The sequence below is a fragment of the Pantoea sp. RSPAM1 genome (assembly GCF_038816185.1).
Taxonomy (GTDB): domain Bacteria; phylum Pseudomonadota; class Gammaproteobacteria; order Enterobacterales; family Enterobacteriaceae; genus Pantoea; species Pantoea ananatis.
This window is the reverse complement of record NZ_CP046137.1, coordinates 1029381-1047340: the sequence shown is the minus strand read 5'-3', so window position 1 is coordinate 1047340 and position 17960 is coordinate 1029381. Positions and strand designations below refer to the sequence as shown.

The window sequence follows — 17960 nt, the reverse complement described above, 5'->3', positions numbered from 1 at the left end:
ATCGTGCGTTTCCGCAGATTCTTTATCCGGGAAACAATGCTGAAAATTCTCTGTCTCTCAACCAAAACGCCTCTGGCGTTGTAAGGTTAAGCCTCACGGGTCATTAGTACCGGTAAGCTCAACGCATCGCTGCGCTTACACACCCGGCCTATCAACGTCGTCGTCTTCAACGTCCCTTCAGGAGCCTTAAAGGCTCAGGGAGAACTCATCTCGGGGCAAGTTTCGTGCTTAGATGCTTTCAGCACTTATCTTTTCCGCACTTAGCTACCGGGCAGTGCCACTGGCGTGACAACCCGGACACCAGCGGTGCGTTCACTCCGGTCCTCTCGTACTAGGAGCAACCCCCCTCAATTCTCCAGCGCCCACGGCAGATAGGGACCGAACTGTCTCACGACGTTCTAAACCCAGCTCGCGTACCACTTTAAACGGCGAACAGCCGTACCCTTGGGACCTACTTCAGCCCCAGGATGTGATGAGCCGACATCGAGGTGCCAAACACCGCCGTCGATATGAACTCTTGGGCGGTATCAGCCTGTTATCCCCGGAGTACCTTTTATCCGTTGAGCGATGGCCCTTCCATTCAGAACCACCGGATCACTATGACCTGCTTTCGCACCTGCTCGAGCCGTCACTCTCGCAGTCAAGCTGGCTTATGCCATTGCACTAACCTCCTGATGTCCGACCAGGATTAGCCAACCTTCGTGCTCCTCCGTTACGCTTTGGGAGGAGACCGCCCCAGTCAAACTACCCACCAGACACTGTCCGCAGCCCGGATTACGGGCCTACGTTAGAACACCAAACATTAAAGGGTGGTATTTCAAGGTTGGCTCCACGCAGACTGGCGTCCACGCTTCAAAGCCTCCCACCTATCCTACACATCAAGGCTCAGTGTTCAGTGTCAAGCTGTAGTAAAGGTTCACGGGGTCTTTCCGTCTTGCCGCGGGTACACTGCATCTTCACAGCGATTTCAATTTCACTGAGTCTCGGGTGGAGACAGCCTGGCCATCATTACGCCATTCGTGCAGGTCGGAACTTACCCGACAAGGAATTTCGCTACCTTAGGACCGTTATAGTTACGGCCGCCGTTTACCGGGGCTTCGATCAAGAGCTTCTCCTTGCGGATAACCCCATCAATTAACCTTCCGGCACCGGGCAGGCGTCACACCGTATACGTCCACTTTCGTGTTTGCACAGTGCTGTGTTTTTAATAAACAGTTGCAGCCAGCTGGTATCTTCGACTGCCTTCAGCTCCACCCGCGAGGGGTTTCACCTACCGACAGCGTGCCTTCTCCCGAAGTTACGGCACCATTTTGCCTAGTTCCTTCACCCGAGTTCTCTCAAGCGCCTGGGTATTCTCTACCTGACCACCTGTGTCGGTTTGGGGTACGATTTTGTGTTACCTGATGCTTAGAGGCTTTTCCTGGAAGCAGGGCATTTATCACTTCAGCACCGTAGTGCCTCGTCGTCACGCCTCAGTGTAAAGTGAACCGGATTTGCCTGGAACACACACCTACACGCTTAAACCGGGACAACCGTCGCCCGGCTGATATAGCCTTCTCCGTCCCCCCTTCGCAGTAACACCAAGTACAGGAATATTAACCTGTTTCCCATCGACTACGCCTTTCGGCCTCGCCTTAGGGGTCGACTCACCCTGCTCCGATTAACGTTGAACAGGAACCCTTGGTCTTCCGGCGACAAGGTTTTTCACCTTGTTTATCGTTACTTATGTCAGCATTCGCACTTCTGATACCTCCAGCATGCCTCACAGCACACCTTCGACGGCTTACAGAACGCTCCCCTACCCAACAACACATAGTGTCGCTGCCGCAGCTTCGGTGCATGGTTTAGCCCCGTTACATCTTCCGCGCAGGCCGACTCGACCAGTGAGCTATTACGCTTTCTTTAAATGATGGCTGCTTCTAAGCCAACATCCTGGCTGTCTGGGCCTTCCCACATCGTTTCCCACTTAACCATGACTTTGGGACCTTAGCTGGCGGTCTGGGTTGTTTCCCTCTTCACGACGGACGTTAGCACCCGCCGTGTGTCTCCCGTGATAACATTCTCCGGTATTCGCAGTTTGCATCGGGTTGGTAAGCCGGGATGGCCCCCTAGCCGAAACAGTGCTCTACCCCCGGAGATGAGTTCACGAGGCGCTACCTAAATAGCTTTCGGGGAGAACCAGCTATCTCCCGGTTTGATTGGCCTTTCACCCCCAGCCACAGGTCATCCGCTAATTTTTCAACATTAGTCGGTTCGGTCCTCCAGTTAGTGTTACCCAACCTTCAACCTGCCCATGGCTAGATCACCGGGTTTCGGGTCTATACCCTGCAACTTAACGCCCAGTTAAGACTCGGTTTCCCTGCGGCTCCCCTATACGGTTAACCTTGCTACAGAATATAAGTCGCTGACCCATTATACAAAAGGTACGCAGTCACACCACGAAGGTGCTCCCACTGCTTGTACGTACACGGTTTCAGGTTCTGTTTCACTCCCCTCGCCGGGGTTCTTTTCGCCTTTCCCTCACGGTACTGGTTCACTATCGGTCAGTCAGGAGTATTTAGCCTTGGAGGATGGTCCCCCCATATTCAGACAGGATACCACGTGTCCCGCCTTACTCATCGAACTCACAGCCTGTGCACCTTTGTGTACGGGAGTATCACCCTGTACCCTGCGACTTTCCAGACGCTTCCACTGATGCACAAGCTGATGATGGTTCTGGGCTCCTCCCCGTTCGCTCGCCGCTACTGGGGGAATCTCGGTTGATTTCTTTTCCTCGGGGTACTTAGATGTTTCAGTTCCCCCGGTTCGCCTCATACAGCTATGTATTCACTGCATGATAGTGTGACGAGTCACACTGGGTTTCCCCATTCGGGTATCGCCGGTTATTGCGGTTCATATCACCTTACCGGCGCTTATCGCAGATTAGCACGCCCTTCATCGCCTCTGACTGCCAGGGCATCCACCGTGTACGCTTAGTCGCTTAACCTCACAACCCACAGGCGTTTTACGCCGCGTGTCATGAGCTTTTGAGAGACTCGAACACATTGTCATCATTCTTTATTACGGAAGAATGCGACCCTGTGTCGTTTCAAATTTTCAGCTTGTTCCGGATTGTTAAAGAGCAGAATACTTCGCAGCACACCGTTGCCGGTACGCTCTGAAGTATTTTCAGAAAAAAATACAGTAGTGAGTATGGTGGAGCTAAGCGGGATCGAACCGCTGACCTCCTGCGTGCAAGGCAGGCGCTCTCCCAGCTGAGCTATAGCCCCATACAGTTACTGCAGATACCACTACCACCACTCAACCGCGTGCACTTCGTGAGAAATGCACTTCGTACTCAGGCAAGGCGTGTGTCCGCGAAGCATAGTGAACTATGCGAGCCGGAGACATAACGCAGCATGAGTGCGAAGTTGGTAGGCCTGAGTGGACTTGAACCACCGACCTCACCCTTATCAGGGGTGCGCTCTAACCACCTGAGCTACAAGCCTGTAGAGGTTTTTTTTCTGCTCGTGACTTTCTATCAGACAATCTGTGTGAGCACTGCGCGGGAAGGTATCTTCAGGTAAGGAGGTGATCCAACCGCAGGTTCCCCTACGGTTACCTTGTTACGACTTCACCCCAGTCATGAATCACAAAGTGGTAAGCGCCCTCCCGAAGGTTAAGCTACCTACTTCTTTTGCAACCCACTCCCATGGTGTGACGGGCGGTGTGTACAAGGCCCGGGAACGTATTCACCGTGGCATTCTGATCCACGATTACTAGCGATTCCGACTTCACGGAGTCGAGTTGCAGACTCCGATCCGGACTACGACGCACTTTATGAGGTCCGCTTGCTCTCGCGAGGTCGCTTCTCTTTGTATGCGCCATTGTAGCACGTGTGTAGCCCTACTCGTAAGGGCCATGATGACTTGACGTCATCCCCACCTTCCTCCGGTTTATCACCGGCAGTCTCCTTTGAGTTCCCGACCGAATCGCTGGCAACAAAGGATAAGGGTTGCGCTCGTTGCGGGACTTAACCCAACATTTCACAACACGAGCTGACGACAGCCATGCAGCACCTGTCTCACGGCTCCCGAAGGCACTAAGGCATCTCTGCCGAATTCCGTGGATGTCAAGAGTAGGTAAGGTTCTTCGCGTTGCATCGAATTAAACCACATGCTCCACCGCTTGTGCGGGCCCCCGTCAATTCATTTGAGTTTTAACCTTGCGGCCGTACTCCCCAGGCGGTCGACTTAACGCGTTAGCTCCGGAAGCCACTCCTCAAGGGAACAACCTCCAAGTCGACATCGTTTACGGCGTGGACTACCAGGGTATCTAATCCTGTTTGCTCCCCACGCTTTCGCACCTGAGCGTCAGTCTTCGTCCAGGGGGCCGCCTTCGCCACCGGTATTCCTCCAGATCTCTACGCATTTCACCGCTACACCTGGAATTCTACCCCCCTCTACGAGACTCAAGCCTGCCAGTTTCAAATGCAGTTCCCAGGTTAAGCCCGGGGATTTCACATCTGACTTAACAGACCGCCTGCGTGCGCTTTACGCCCAGTAATTCCGATTAACGCTTGCACCCTCCGTATTACCGCGGCTGCTGGCACGGAGTTAGCCGGTGCTTCTTCTGCGGGTAACGTCAATCAACAAGGTTATTAACCTTATTGCCTTCCTCCCCGCTGAAAGTACTTTACAACCCGAAGGCCTTCTTCATACACGCGGCATGGCTGCATCAGGCTTGCGCCCATTGTGCAATATTCCCCACTGCTGCCTCCCGTAGGAGTCTGGACCGTGTCTCAGTTCCAGTGTGGCTGGTCATCCTCTCAGACCAGCTAGGGATCGTCGCCTAGGTGGGCCATTACCCCGCCTACTAGCTAATCCCATCTGGGTTCATCCGATAGTGAGAGGCCCGAAGGTCCCCCTCTTTGGTCTTGCGACGTTATGCGGTATTAGCCACCGTTTCCAGTGGTTATCCCCCTCTATCGGGCAGATCCCCAGACATTACTCACCCGTCCGCCACTCGTCACCCGAGAGCAAGCTCTCTGTGCTACCGTCCGACTTGCATGTGTTAGGCCTGCCGCCAGCGTTCAATCTGAGCCATGATCAAACTCTTCAATTTAAAGTTTGATTTGCTGCAACCAGTGCAGCGATGCTCAAGGAAAACGTCGTAATGAATTTATTACGTGTTCACTCTTAAGACTTGATATTTTTTACGTCCGGAGACGCTGATATCAATCCTGCGAGTGCCCACACAGATTGTCTGATAAATTGTTAAAGAGCAGTGCGCACAGCGGGTTAACCGTCTGTTGCGAGGTGGCGTATATTACGCTTTCCTCCTTCAGAGTCAACCTCTTTTTCAGAAGTTTTTCTCCGGCGGAAACTCCTGGGAGCCTCCTGCTGAACACCGCGTTACGTAAGCCGTTGTGCCGTGTCAGTGGAGGCGCATTATAGGCAAATATTTCGGGCTGACAAGCGCTAATTCAAATAAATCTTTCGAGTGATTACTTTCCAGGCAATGCGCTTTAAAAAAAGCCAAAACCACGAATTCCACGTACAAAAAACGGGCGTAACGCCCGTTTTTAATCAATGTGCCTTTACTGGTGGGCAGTAATGACGTCGTCTTTTACGTCCATCTCAATCACTTTGCCCGGGATCAGCTCACCAGAAAGAATCTGCTGTGCCAGTGGGTTTTCTATCTGCTGCTGGATAGCGCGTTTCAGTGGACGCGCACCGTAAACCGGGTCATAACCGTTTTCGCCCAACAGTTTGATCGCCGCATCAGAGATATGCAGCTGATAGCCTCGGTCTTCCAGGCGTTTGTACAGCCGCTGCAGTTGAATCTGTGCAATAGACGCAATGTGTTTCTCACCCAGCGGATGGAACACCACGACCTCGTCAATACGGTTCACGAACTCTGGACGGAAATGTTGCCCCACTACGCCCATCACCAGATTTTTCATCTCTGGATAATTCAGATTGCCGAAACGTTCCTGAATTAAATCTGAGCCCAGGTTAGAGGTCATGATCACGACCGTATTGCGGAAATCAACGGTGCGCCCCTGTCCGTCCGTCAACCGGCCATCATCCAGCACCTGCAGCAAAATATTGAAGACATCGGGATGCGCCTTCTCGATTTCATCCAACAGGATCACAGAATAAGGACGACGGCGAACCGCTTCAGTCAGATAGCCGCCCTCTTCATAGCCGACATAACCCGGAGGTGCACCCACCAGCCGCGACACAGAATGTTTTTCCATAAATTCTGACATGTCGATACGAACCATCGCATCGTCACTGTCGAACAGGAAGTTGGCCAGTGATTTACACAGTTCCGTTTTACCCACACCTGTGGGGCCCAGGAACAGGAACGACCCGACAGGACGATTAGGATCGGCCAGACCTGCGCGACTACGGCGAATGGCATTGGAAACCGCTTCAACCGCTTCATCCTGTCCGATGACTCGTGAATGCAGTTCCTGCTCCATACGCAGAAGTTTGTCGCGCTCCCCTTCCATCATGCGGGCAACCGGAATACCGGTCCAGCGCGCCAGAACATCGGCAATCTCAACGTCCGTTACGCGGTTACGCAGCAGCTTCATCGTCTTGCCTTCAGACTGTGTAGCGGAAGCCAGCTGTTTCTCCAGCGCCGGGATCTTACCGTACTGCAGTTCAGACATCTGTGCCAGATCGCCTGAGCGACGTGCCTGCTCAAGGGTAAGGCGCGCCTGCTCCAGCTCCGCTTTGATATTCTGCGTGCCGGTCAACGAGGCCTTTTCCGCTTTCCACTCTTCTTCCAGCTCGGCATATTCACGCTCTTTCTGGTTTAGCTCGGCTTCCAGCATATCCAGACGTTTGACGCTGGCATCATCAGACTCTTTCTTTAACGCCTGCTGTTCCAGCTTCAGCTGAATAATACGGCGCTCCAGACGATCCAGCGCTTCCGGCTTGGAGTCAATCTGCATACGGATACTGGATGCCGCCTCATCAATCAGGTCAATTGCCTTATCTGGCAACTGGCGATCGGCTATGTAGCGATGAGAAAGCGTTGCTGCCGCGACGATAGCAGGGTCAGTGATCTGCACATGGTGGTGCAACTCATAACGCTCTTTCAACCCCCGCAAAATCGCGATGGTATCTTCAACGCTGGGCTCTGCGACAAACACTTTCTGGAAACGGCGCTCCAGCGCTGCGTCTTTCTCAATATACTGGCGATATTCGTCCAGCGTGGTAGCGCCGACACAGTGTAATTCGCCGCGCGCCAGCGCAGGTTTCAGCATATTGCCGGCGTCCATTGCCCCATCTGCTTTGCCGGCGCCCACCATGGTATGCAGCTCATCAATAAACAGAATGACGTTGCCTTCCTGCTTAGACAGGTCACTGAGCACGCCTTTCAGACGCTCTTCGAATTCACCACGGTATTTAGCCCCTGCCACCAGCGCGCCCATATCCAGTGCCAGCACACGGCGGCCTTTCAGCCCTTCCGGCACTTCACCGTTGATAATGCGCTGCGCCAGCCCTTCAACGATGGCGGTTTTACCTACGCCGGGCTCACCAATCAACACGGGATTGTTTTTGGTACGACGTTGCAGTACCTGGATGGTACGGCGAATCTCTTCATCACGCCCAATCACCGGATCGAGCTTGCCTTTCTCAGCGCGCTCGGTGAGATCAATCGTATATTTCTTTAAAGCCTGACGCTGATCTTCAGCACCCTGATCGTTCACGTTGTCGCCTCCACGAAGTTGTTCAATCGCTTTGGTGAGCTTTTCGTTGGTGACGCCTGCAGATTTCAATATGTCCGCCAGCGAGCCACGTGAATCCAGGGCTGCCAAAACAAATAATTCTGATGAGATAAAGTTGTCGTTGCGCTTCTGTGCCAGCTTATCGCACAGGTTAAGCACTCGGATCAGGTCGGATGATGGCTGCACATCTCCGCCGCTGCCTTCTACCTGAGGCAAACGGTCAATAGCCTGATCAATTTGCGTACGTAACGATGCTACGTCAGTACCGGCTGAGGACAACAGGGGCGCAACGGAACTCCCTTCCTGCTTGAGCAACGCGCTCATCAGGTGCAAGGGTTCAATAAACTGGTTATCGTGTCCTAGAGCCAAAGACTGCGCGTCGGACAGAGCGAGTTGAAATTTATTAGTAAGACGATCCAGACGCATAATTCCTCCCATTACAGGTCAAATGCTACTGGAGATTAAAATGAGGTCATTCCTCAAATATTCAAGGTTAATGACCTGAAACAGGACTAAAAAACGCGCTGTCTGGATCGTCTTACGGGCTAAGACTATAACAGCCAAATTAAAGTTGCCATACGGCCGGTGATGCCATCCCGACGATAGGAGAAAAAATCGTCCTGCTCGCTAAAGGTACAACGTGAATCCGCGCTCACTGATTTCACGCCTGCAGCATGGAGCCGCTGACGGGCCAGTAGCCAGATATCCGCGTAGAATTTTTCCCCCGCCGGACGAAAAGCGGCAGCGGCCTCAGGATCGTGATCCATAAACGCGCGACGCACTTCTGCACCGACTTCGAACGCATCAGGACCAATGGCCGGCCCAAGCCAGGCGTGAATATTGCCGGGCGCAGCCTGAAACTGTGCCAGGGTATTTTCCAGTACGCCGCCACATAGCCCGCGCCATCCTGCATGCGCCGCAGCAACTTCACGGCCGTCATCAGAACAAAACAACACAGGCAGGCAGTCAGCCGTCATGATTGCACATACCACGCCCGTTTCCCGCGTGATACAAGCATCCGCCTGTAGCGGCGCGGTTCCCCCTGCGCTCAGGCTGGCAACGTCGGTTGAATGAACCTGCGCCAGCCACTGCGGCATCGCGGGCAACGCCGCAAGCGCTACAAGCCGCTCACGGTTGGCTGCCACATGATGCAGCCTGTCACCGACATGACTGCCGAGATTAAGCGAACGCCAGTTCCCCTCGCTCACGCCGCCCCGCCGTAATGTTGAGACGGCACGCACCCGATCGGGTGCCGGCCATTGTGGAATGATCAGGCTCATAGCCAGTCCAGCTGATCCTTGAACATCTCTGTATCCGCTTTCAGCGCATCAATCAGATCAATCATGTCCTGAGGTATCGCGGCATGGAATTCCATCTCAATCCCAGAAATAGGATGGTAAAGCCGGAGCATCGTCGCATGCAGCGCCTGGCGATCAAACCCGCGCAGCGTGCTAATAAAGTCTTCCGATGCGCCTTTTGGCGGACGCGGACGGCCACCGTAAAGCGGGTCGCCCACCAGAGGATGATTAATATGCGACATATGCACACGGATCTGGTGCGTACGGCCGGTTTCCAGGCGCAGACGCAACCGCGTATGAGCACGGAAGTGCTCCATAATGCGATAGTGAGTGACAGCCGGTTTCCCCATGGGATGCACGGACATATGCGTACGTTTAGTCGAGTGACGGCTAATCGGTTCATCGACTGTGCCGCCTGCAGTCATCGTACCGATGGCGACCGCTTCATATTCACGTGTAATTTCACGGCGCTGAAGGGCGTCAACAAGGTGCGTTTGCGCCGGGACGGTTTTCGCCACGACCATCAGCCCGGTTGTATCTTTGTCCAGGCGATGAACGATGCCCGCGCGCGGCACATCGGCAATGGCGGGATAGTGATGCAGCAGCGCATTGAGTACGGTGCCATCAGGATTGCCCGCGCCCGGATGCACCACAAAGTCACGAGGTTTATTGATGACAATGATATCTTCATCTTCGTAGACGATATCCAGCGGGATATTTTGGGGTTCCCAGCGCTGCTCTTCTTCGATCTCAGCATCGATGATCACGCGCTCGCCGCCGAGCACTTTTTCTTTCGGCTTATCAGTCACAGTGCCGTTGACACTGACGCGCTGGTTAAGGATCCACTCTTTTATGCGGGAACGTGAATAATCAGGGAACAATTCCGCCAAAGTTTGATCTAAACGTTGTCCGAGTTGTGACTCGGATACCGTTGCGGTGAGTTGAACTTGTTGTGCCATATACAGCTTCTTCGTTAACGTTGGGTTTTACGGCGATGCCGTTTAATATAATGTGCTATCGTACCTGGTCATTACCGGGAGCTATACGGACAGCTTCCGCCATAACATTTTGAGGATAATCACTTCGTCATGACGCGTATGAAATATCTGGTGGCTGCAGCCACACTGAGCCTGGCACTTGTTGGTTGTTCCGGCTCAAATGACGCGGTACCGGACAACCCGCCTTCTGAAATCTATGCTACAGCGCAACAAAAGCTGCAGGACGGTAACTTTAAAGCGGCGATTAAGCAACTGGAAGCGCTGGATAATCGTTATCCATTCGGTCCCTATTCGCAGCAGGTTCAGTTGGATTTGATCTACGCGTACTATAAAAATGCCGATCTGCCGATGGCGCAGGCCGCCATCGGCCGCTTTATGCGTTTAAATCCTACGCATCCTAATATCGATTACGTCATCTATATGAAAGGGCTGACGGATATGGCGCTGGATGATTCGGCATTGCAGGGCTTTTTCGGCATCGACCGTTCCGACCGCGACCCTACCCATGCTCGTGATGCATTCCGGGACTTTGCACAGCTGCTGCGCAGCTATCCAAACAGCCAATATGCAGCTGATGCCTACAAACGTCAGGTCTATCTGAAAGACCGTTTGTCAAAATATGAGCTTTCAGTGGCGCAATTCTATACCAAGCGTGGGGCCTATGTCGCGGTTGTTAACCGTGTTGAAGGCATGATGCGCGATTATCCGGACACGCAGGCGACGCACGATGCGTTACCGCTGATGGAAAACGCCTATCGCCAGCTGCAACTGAACGCCGAGGCGGATAAAGTCGCAAAAATTATCGCAGCGAACAACGACTGAGACGTTCGCGCGATGAGCCACAAAAAAAGCAGCCCTGGAGGCTGCTTTTTTATGCGCATAAAACAGGCAAAATATTGATTTACCTGTTGAGCTAACCCATCAAGAATGCCTTGATAAGGCCTTAGCTTCAAGGCTTTTCGGCCACATTCTCGCCCTTTCTCACAATTTGCCTTGGTTGACAAAAAGTGACATTTTTTTGTGATCAAAATCACACAAATACAGAATTATCGCGCTATGCTGGATCTATCCCGACGGCAATCACAGAGAGGTAAGCATAATGATCGTGAACATTACCAGTAAGCAAATGGAAATTACTCCAGCCATCCGTGAACACGTCGAAGACCGTCTCGCCAAGTTAGAAAAGTGGCAAACCGACCTGATTAACCCGCATATCGTTCTGTCGAAAGAGTCCAAAGAGTTTGTGGCAGACGCCACGATTAATACGCCAAACGGCACACTGGTCGCCAGTGCCAAACATGACGATATGTACACGGCTATCAATGACCTGATTGCAAAACTCGAGCGCCAACTTAATAAAGTGCAGCACAAATCTGAAGCGCGCCGCGCGGCCACCAGCGTGAAAGACTTTACCCCCGCCGCCGAAGAGTAAGTTTTGCCCTCACCTTCCTGACGCGCCTACGGGCGCGTTTTTTGTTGACAGCTTTTCATCTGTGCGGTTACTCTCAGAACAGCTTATTTCTGGAATCTGTCATGAAAACACTGTCGTTTTTCTTCGCTTTCTTTTTTACCTTCCCCTGACTGGGAGGCCATTCGTCGTGTAAAAAGAAAGCGAAGACGAACAACAAAGCCTCCCAACCGGGAGGCTTTTTTATTGGATAGCTTACAGGTGAGCCTTATGACCCCGGACAATCCGCTTCTGGCACTGCGTGATAAAATCAGCGCCGTTGATGAAAAACTACTGACGTTACTCGCTGAACGGCGTTTGCTGGCCGTGGAGGTGGCAAAGGCGAAGCTGGCAACGCATCGCCCTGTCCGCGACGTTGAACGTGAACGCGCACTGATTGAGCACCTCATCGTACTGGGTAAAAAACATCAGTTGGATGCGCAATATATTACCCGCCTGTTTCAGTTAGTGATTGAAGATTCGGTTCTGACTCAGCAGGCCTTGCTGCAAAAAAACCTCAACCATACGCATGCTCATGCGCCCCGCATCGCCTTCTTAGGCCCGAAAGGATCATACTCTCATCTGGCTGCCCGTCAGTATGCCGCGCGTCATTTCAGTAACATGGTTGAATGCGGTTGCCTGAAATTTCATGACATCATCAAGCAGGTGGAGAATAACGCGGCGGATTACGCCGTCTTACCGATCGAGAATACCAGCTCCGGTTCAATCAACGATGTGTACGACCTGCTGCAACAGACCAACCTCTCTATCGTAGGGGAACTGACGCTTCCGATTGAGCACTGCATGTTGGTCAGTAGCCAGAGCAACCTTGAACAGATCGAAACGGTCTACAGCCATCCGCAGCCTTTTCAGCAGACCAGCCACTTTATTAACCGCTTCCCGCACTGGAAGATTGTCTACACCGAAAGCACCGCCGCTGCCATGGAAAAAGTGGCCGCGTTGAACTCACCTAAGGTCGCGGCGATCGGTAGCGAAGCCGGTGGCGAGCTGTATCAGTTACAGGTGCTGGAGCGTAATCTGGCCAACCAACAGCAGAATCACACACGCTTTATTGTCCTGGCCCGTAAGCCCATCGAAGTGTCCGATCAGATTTCGGCGAAAACGACGCTGATCATGGCAACCGGTCAGCAGGCAGGTGCGCTGGTTGACGCGCTGCTGGTATTACGTCAGCACAATCTGATTATGAGCAAGCTGGAATCCCGTCCGATTAACGGTAACCCGTGGGAAGAGATGTTTTATCTGGATGTGCAGGGCAATCTGCAGTCTGAAAAGATGCAGCAGGCATTAGAAGAGCTGAGGGCAATGACGCGTTCTTTAAAAGTACTTGGCTGTTACCCCAGCGAAAATATCATTCCTGTTGAACCCGACAAGTAATCAGTAAAAAGGCATCCAACTGGATGCCTTTTTAGCTTATGGCCGGCTGTCGTTCGCCGAGCGCAGCAGGCTCCGGCTCTCAACCAAAAAGCGTTTTGCGTGGTCGCCAAACCACGCTTCGACCCGGTTGAAGCTGGCAATAAAGGCGTTTTTATCGCCTTGTTCCAGCAGGGCAATGGCTTCACCAAAGCGCTGATAATAGCGTTTGATAAGGTTCAGGTTATTTTCAGACGACATGATGATATCCGCATACAGCTGCGGATCCTGTGCAAACAGGCGCCCCACCATTGCCAGCTCAAGCCGGTAAATGGGCGAGGATAAAGACAGAAGCTGATCAAGATTGACATTCTCTTCAGCCAGGTGAAGACCATAAGCAAAAGTCGCGAAATGGCGCAGCGCCTGGATAAATGCCATGTTCTGGTCGTGTTCTTCTGCCCCAATGCGATGCAGGCGCGCTCCCCAGACCTGTATCTGCTCCAGAAACCACTGATAGGCTTCCGGCTGCCGCCCATCGCACCAGACCACAACCTGCTTGGCAAGACTGCCGCTGTCCGGCCCGAACATAGGATGCAGACCGAGTACCGGTCCCTGATGCGCCGCCAGCATCGCCTGTAGAGGACGATGCTTGACGGACGCCAGATCCACCAGGATACAGTCATCCGGCAGCGCAGGGAGTTGTTGAATCACCTGCCCGGTCAGATGGATAGGTACGCTGATGATCACCATACCGGCATCGCTGAACAGCGTTTCCGCCCGATCCCAGTCATCTTTATCCAGCGTTTTTACCTGGTAGCCCGACAGCGTCAGCATTTTATTAAACAGGCGTCCCATCTGGCCATTACCGCCGACGATCACCACCGGACGTAACTCGGGACGCAGGGTTTTAAACCCTTTATCATTTTCGCTGGTATAGGATTCTCGCATGACGCGGCGCAATACGTCTTCAATCAGATCGCCAGGCACGCCCAGCGCTTCGGCCTCTTTGCGACGGGACGCCAGCATAGAAGCTTCCCGCTCTGGAACATAGATTGGCAAACCATGGCGGCTTTTAACTTCGCCGACTTCCGCTACCAGTTCCAGACGTTTTGCCAGGAGATCCAGCAGTGCTTTATCTACCGTATCAATTTGTTCGCGTAATGCAGTTAATTCAGCCACCATTGCCCACTACACCTCGTGTGAAAGACGCGCCGACAGAACCTCGTTTAGCTCATCATGCATTTCGCGCAGTAACGCCTCGGTGACGTTCCAGTTGATGCAGGCATCGGTAACAGAGACGCCGTACTTCATCTCACTGCGCGGCTGCTCGGAAGACTGATTGCCTTCATTAATGTGGCTTTCCAGCATCAGGCCAATAATCGAACAGTTGCCTTTCTTGATCTGATCGATAGCCGATTGCGCGACGCCAGGCTGACGGCGGTAGTCTTTATCAGAGTTACCGTGGCTGCAATCTATCATTAAGGCCGGGCGGAGTCCCGCTTTAAGCATGGCCGTTTCACATTGTGCCACGTCTTCCGGACTGTAGTTTGGTGCTTTGCCGCCGCGTAAAATAACGTGCCCGTCAGGATTTCCCTGGGTTTGCAACAGGCAAACCTGGCCTGACTGATTGATACCCACAAACCGATGAGGCATTGCCGCCGCGCGCATGGCATTGATCGCCGTACCCAGGCTGCCGTCGGTACCGTTTTTAAAGCCCACCGGCATTGACAGGCCTGAAGCCATTTCACGGTGGGTTTGTGATTCCGTCGTGCGTGCGCCAATTGCCGACCAGCTAAACAGATCGCCCAAATATTGCGGGCTGTTTGGATCCAGCGCTTCCGTCGCTAACGGCAAGCCCATATCGACAAGATTAACCAGCAACTCACGGGCAATGTGCAAACCCGCTTCCATATCAAATGAGTTATCCATGAAAGGATCGTTAATTAACCCCTTCCAGCCAACGGTCGTGCGGGGTTTCTCAAAGTAGACGCGCATAACAAGGTACAGGCGATCTTTCACCTGCTCAGAAAGGCTTTGCAGACGACGCGCATAATCCAGAGCAGCTTCAGTATCGTGAATTGAGCATGGGCCACAAACCACTAACAGGCGGGGATCACGGCCTGCAATGATATCCGCAATCGTCTGGCGCGAGGCGGCGATTTGCGCCTGCTGCGCATTGCTCAGCGGGAATTTCGCTTTAAGCTCTTCGGGAGTAATCAACACCTGCTCATTGGCGATATGAACATTGTTTAACGCGTCTTTTTGCATCGTCCTGTCCTTTACACTCATTTATGCGGTCACGGGATCCTCATGGAGGAGACGGTCCACTGTATCATAAGTGGTACACATGACAATCCTGAATGTACACTTTATTTACCACCTGAAAACAATTAAGCCAATTAAGATAATTAGTCGATATTTATCAATATCTTAATATAAATCACCAAAACATCCATGCAATCAATAATGTAAATTTAAATGTACACTCATGGGATTTTTCACACAACCGTTGCCTGTTACTATAATGACGTCAACCTACAAGGATGAGAGCATGATTCCCACTGCTTCAACAATTCGCCTGCGACCTTTTGATTTAAAAGATATTGAGGCCTTCACTTCGGCCGTTAACGCCTCTCTGGACACATTATTGCCCTGGATGAGTTGGGCGCATCCGGCTTATCATCCGGATGAAGCCGAAAGCTGGATTCGCTTTACACACCTACAACGCGCACTTAAAGAAGCGGAAGAATTTGCCATCGTGGATGCCCAGAACCGGCTGTTAGGCGGTGCCGGAATTCGCTTTGCTAAAAAACCGGGAGAGTTTTGCGCTTTGGGGTACTGGGTTCGCAGTGACGCGCAGCGTCAGGGCGTTGCCACGCAAGCGGTAAAGCTGTTACTGGAATTTGGCTTTGCGCGCCCGGATGTACAGACAATAGAACTGCTGGCGGTTGAGAATAACTTCGCCAGCAGACGTGTGGCGGAAAAGAGTGGCGGGCGCTTTATCGATTACCGTTATGGTTTAATTGTTTTAGACAGCGGACCGGTCAACGCGGCGATCTATCATTTCCAGCGCCCTTCATGAAAAGGCATGAGGTGGAATTCAGCGGTCGTAGGCCTCAACATAAGCGATAAGCCAGCTGTTAACGTCCATGGTTTTCCCTGTATTACGCAGAATGATAATGCCGGATTCGATCCGTACCAGTTCGAATGCGCGCATCTCTCTGTGGAAATGACAATAGCCTTTGATAAACATCCCATCGCAGGACTCCACATCCACGCGCCGGTAAGCCACCTTACCCTCGTAGTCAAAATAGCTGAAGCCGATCTCTTTTAGACTCAGCCAGGGCATATCAACCTCGACCAGGGGTACATGCGCCGTCACCGCCGTCGTCTTTTTGTTCTTACGTGCCAGTTCTTTTTTGTGTTCGCGGCCTGCCCAAACGAGGATCACGTTAGCCGCCACAAAGATCAGGGCCGGACCATACAACCCCAGCGCAAGAAAAAGGGGAAACAACACGAATCCCATGCTTACCCAGACTGCGGTCAGGCAGCGGCAAAGCCACTTATGCTTGTTGCCTTCCAGTGCATAGCGCGCTGAACAGAAGGAGGCGAGCGAAAAGATAAAGCCGGAAACGAATAAAACGACGTCTTTCAAAACCTGTCCTTAGGGCAATGAGAGTGAATAAGAGAATAATCGGTTGTGTACGATGACGAGCAGATTGCGTTACGCAGCATCCCGGCGGTTTGCATGCTCAGGACGCACACACGGCATCGCAAAGATACCTGTTCAGTTCCAACCGGTTTTCCTTTATGTGAGACAGCGTTTTGGTCTGGCTCACTTTACCTACAGATGACGGCAAATATTCGGCGTAGGCATTTTGTAGGCACTGGCATAAAAAAGGGGCTGGCACATTGCCAACCCCTTGTTTGCTATTAACTTTTAGATGTCGCGTTAGCGATACCTTAGCTAAGACGCTCTTTGATACGAGCAGACTTACCAGTACGCTCACGCAGGTAGTACAGTTTGGCTTTACGCACAGCGCCACGACGTTTAACAGCGATGCTGTCAATTACCGGAGAGTGAGTCTGGAAGACACGCTCAACGCCTTCGCCGTTAGAAATTTTGCGAACAGTGAATGCAGAGTGCAGACCGCGGTTACGAATAGCGATAACCACGCCCTCGAATGCCTGCAGACGTTTTTTAGAACCTTCAACGACCCATACTTTCACTTCCACGGTATCACCCGGACGGAAGGAAGGTACGTCCTGTTTCATCTGCTCTTGTTCAATTTGCTTAATAATGTTGCTCATAATTAAATCTCTTATCCTGGGTAAACTGATAGTCAGGGAAGATTACTCTTCCGCATCATCGTTTTGTTGCTGGTGTTCCTGTTGGAACGCCTTAAGCAACCTTGCTTGCTCTTCAGTCAGAGCCAGGTTTTCCAGAAGTTCAGGTCTTCTCAGCCAGGTACGGCCTAGCGACTGTTTCAGGCGCCACTGGCGAATATCGGCATGGTTGCCCGACAGCAAAACTGGCGGAACGTCCATCCCTTCTAACACTTCAGGTCGGGTATAGTGCGGGCAGTCCAGCAACCCCTCCGAGAACGAATCCTCATCGGCTGACGCCTGCTTGCCGAGTACTCCCGGAATGAACCGGGCGACTGCGTCAATCATCGTCATTGCTGGCAGTTCCCCGCCGCTGAGAACGTAATCACCGATTGACCATTCTTCATCAATCTCGGTCTGGATTACGCGCTCATCAATCCCTTCGTAGCGACCACAGACAAGAATTAACTTGTCGCGTGACGCCAGTTCGCAAACGCCCTGTTGGTCCAGTTTGCGGCCCTGAGGTGAAAGATATATCACCCTGGCACCCTCTCCCGCCGCTGCTTTCGCTGCGGAGATGGCATCCCGTAAAGGTTGTACCATCATCAGCATTCCCGGTCCGCCACCATAAGGACGATCGTCCACAGTACGGTGCCGGTCGTGCGTGAAGTCACGTGGACTCCAGCTTTGAACGCTGAGCAGGCCATTTTTTACTGCCCGGCCAGTTACCCCGTAATCGGTAATAGCGCGAAACATTTCTGGAAACAGGCTAATTACACCAATCCACATTGTCT

The 17960-nt window shown here is 52.5% G+C and carries 13 protein-coding genes, 2 tRNA genes, 2 rRNA genes and 1 other annotated feature; of the genes, 5 read left to right on the top strand and 12 right to left on the bottom strand.

The window, feature by feature from the left end; genetic code table 11:
• Positions 1 to 82: 82 nt before the first annotated feature.
• From GKC68_RS05575 to rluD, 7 genes are all read right to left on the bottom strand, one after another.
• A 23S ribosomal RNA gene (locus GKC68_RS05575) occupies positions 83 to 2986 on the bottom strand.
• A gap of 207 nt (positions 2987 to 3193) precedes the next feature.
• Positions 3194 to 3269 (bottom strand) — tRNA-Ala (locus tag GKC68_RS05570).
• A 142-nt stretch (positions 3270 to 3411) separates the two neighbouring features.
• Positions 3412 to 3488 (bottom strand) — tRNA-Ile (locus tag GKC68_RS05565).
• A 75-nt stretch (positions 3489 to 3563) separates the two neighbouring features.
• Positions 3564 to 5103: ribosomal RNA gene (locus GKC68_RS05560) — 16S ribosomal RNA — on the bottom strand.
• Together the 16S and 23S rRNA genes with 2 tRNA genes alongside form the textbook arrangement of a ribosomal RNA operon.
• A 475-nt stretch (positions 5104 to 5578) precedes the next feature.
• Entirely contained in the window at positions 5579 to 8152 is a 2574-nt protein-coding gene (gene clpB / locus GKC68_RS05555; protein WP_033778005.1) for an ATP-dependent chaperone ClpB, read from the bottom strand.
• Between the two features lie 125 nt (positions 8153 to 8277).
• Entirely contained in the window at positions 8278 to 9006 is a 729-nt protein-coding gene (gene yfiH / locus GKC68_RS05550) for a purine nucleoside phosphorylase YfiH (RefSeq protein WP_064366803.1), read from the bottom strand.
• Positions 9003 to 9983: a 23S rRNA pseudouridine(1911/1915/1917) synthase RluD gene (gene rluD / locus GKC68_RS05545; protein WP_064366804.1), complete on the bottom strand. Its 981-nt coding sequence runs from the start codon at positions 9981 to 9983 to the stop codon at positions 9003 to 9005. Before rluD ends, yfiH begins: the two co-directional genes overlap by 4 nt.
• A 129-nt stretch (positions 9984 to 10112) precedes the next feature.
• On the opposite strand from rluD, the gene bamD reads away from it, so the two are divergent.
• From bamD to pheA, 4 genes are all read left to right on the top strand, one after another.
• Positions 10113 to 10844 (top strand): outer membrane protein assembly factor BamD, encoded by a 732-nt coding sequence (gene bamD, locus GKC68_RS05540; RefSeq protein WP_064366805.1) that lies wholly within the window; start codon positions 10113 to 10115, stop codon positions 10842 to 10844.
• A gap of 277 nt (positions 10845 to 11121) precedes the next feature.
• Positions 11122 to 11454, top strand: a complete 333-nt coding sequence (raiA, locus tag GKC68_RS05535; RefSeq protein ID WP_028723195.1) for a ribosome-associated translation inhibitor RaiA — start codon at positions 11122 to 11124, stop codon at positions 11452 to 11454.
• Positions 11455 to 11554: 100 nt separating this feature from the next.
• Positions 11555 to 11678, top strand: a sequence feature (Phe leader region).
• Positions 11556 to 11603 (top strand): hypothetical protein, encoded by a 48-nt coding sequence (locus GKC68_RS05530; protein WP_193372328.1) that lies wholly within the window; start codon positions 11556 to 11558, stop codon positions 11601 to 11603. (Overlaps the previous feature by 48 nt.)
• A gap of 22 nt (positions 11679 to 11700) precedes the next feature.
• Entirely contained in the window at positions 11701 to 12864 is a 1164-nt protein-coding gene (gene pheA / locus GKC68_RS05525) for a bifunctional chorismate mutase/prephenate dehydratase (RefSeq protein ID WP_028723196.1), read from the top strand.
• 36 nt (positions 12865 to 12900) lie between these two features.
• Here the strand turns inward: pheA and tyrA are convergent, their stop codons facing one another.
• Both tyrA and GKC68_RS05515 read right to left on the bottom strand, forming a co-directional pair.
• Positions 12901 to 14022, bottom strand: coding sequence for a bifunctional chorismate mutase/prephenate dehydrogenase (tyrA, locus tag GKC68_RS05520; protein WP_028723197.1), 1122 nt, complete (start codon positions 14020 to 14022; stop codon positions 12901 to 12903).
• 6 nt (positions 14023 to 14028) lie between these two features.
• The gene (locus GKC68_RS05515) at positions 14029 to 15108 is read right to left on the bottom strand and encodes a 3-deoxy-7-phosphoheptulonate synthase (RefSeq protein ID WP_342656655.1); all 1080 of its coding nucleotides are present in this window, start codon (positions 15106 to 15108) and stop codon (positions 14029 to 14031) included.
• A gap of 283 nt (positions 15109 to 15391) precedes the next feature.
• Between GKC68_RS05515 and GKC68_RS05510 the strand changes: the two genes are divergently transcribed.
• Positions 15392 to 15922: a GNAT family N-acetyltransferase gene (locus GKC68_RS05510; protein WP_110957595.1), complete on the top strand. Its 531-nt coding sequence runs from the start codon at positions 15392 to 15394 to the stop codon at positions 15920 to 15922.
• 18 nt (positions 15923 to 15940) lie between these two features.
• On the opposite strand, the gene GKC68_RS05505 is transcribed toward GKC68_RS05510, so the two are convergent.
• The 3 genes from GKC68_RS05505 to trmD all read right to left on the bottom strand — a co-directional run bounded on the left by GKC68_RS05505 (position 15941) and on the right by trmD (position 17955).
• On the bottom strand, positions 15941 to 16495 hold the full coding sequence (locus GKC68_RS05505) for a hypothetical protein (protein ID WP_342656654.1): 555 nt from the start codon (positions 16493 to 16495) through the stop codon (positions 15941 to 15943).
• Between the two features lie 308 nt (positions 16496 to 16803).
• Positions 16804 to 17151 carry a 50S ribosomal protein L19 gene (gene rplS / locus GKC68_RS05500; protein ID WP_006120707.1) on the bottom strand — a complete coding sequence of 116 codons (348 nt, stop codon included), beginning with the start codon at positions 17149 to 17151 and terminating at the stop codon, positions 16804 to 16806.
• A gap of 42 nt (positions 17152 to 17193) precedes the next feature.
• Positions 17194 to 17955, bottom strand: a complete 762-nt coding sequence (trmD, locus tag GKC68_RS05495) for a tRNA (guanosine(37)-N1)-methyltransferase TrmD (RefSeq protein ID WP_028723201.1) — start codon at positions 17953 to 17955, stop codon at positions 17194 to 17196.
• Between the last annotated feature and the right edge of the window lie 5 nt (positions 17956 to 17960).

Excerpts from the sequence above, each read along its gene's own strand:
- clpB (WP_033778005.1), bottom strand. The coding sequence starts at position 8,152 with ATGCGTCTGGATCGTCTTACTAATAAATTTCAACTCGCTCTGTCCGAC.
- yfiH (WP_064366803.1), bottom strand. The coding sequence starts at position 9,006 with ATGAGCCTGATCATTCCACAATGGCCGGCACCCGATCGGGTGCGTGCC.
- rluD (WP_064366804.1), bottom strand. The coding sequence starts at position 9,983 with ATGGCACAACAAGTTCAACTCACCGCAACGGTATCCGAGTCACAACTC.
- bamD (WP_064366805.1), top strand. The coding sequence starts at position 10,113 with ATGACGCGTATGAAATATCTGGTGGCTGCAGCCACACTGAGCCTGGCA.
- raiA (WP_028723195.1), top strand. The coding sequence starts at position 11,122 with ATGATCGTGAACATTACCAGTAAGCAAATGGAAATTACTCCAGCCATC.
- pheA (WP_028723196.1), top strand. The coding sequence starts at position 11,701 with ATGACCCCGGACAATCCGCTTCTGGCACTGCGTGATAAAATCAGCGCC.
- tyrA (WP_028723197.1), bottom strand. The coding sequence starts at position 14,022 with ATGGTGGCTGAATTAACTGCATTACGCGAACAAATTGATACGGTAGAT.
- GKC68_RS05515 (WP_342656655.1), bottom strand. The coding sequence starts at position 15,108 with ATGCAAAAAGACGCGTTAAACAATGTTCATATCGCCAATGAGCAGGTG.
- GKC68_RS05510 (WP_110957595.1), top strand. The coding sequence starts at position 15,392 with ATGATTCCCACTGCTTCAACAATTCGCCTGCGACCTTTTGATTTAAAA.
- rplS (WP_006120707.1), bottom strand. The coding sequence starts at position 17,151 with ATGAGCAACATTATTAAGCAAATTGAACAAGAGCAGATGAAACAGGAC.
- trmD (WP_028723201.1), bottom strand. The coding sequence starts at position 17,955 with ATGTGGATTGGTGTAATTAGCCTGTTTCCAGAAATGTTTCGCGCTATT.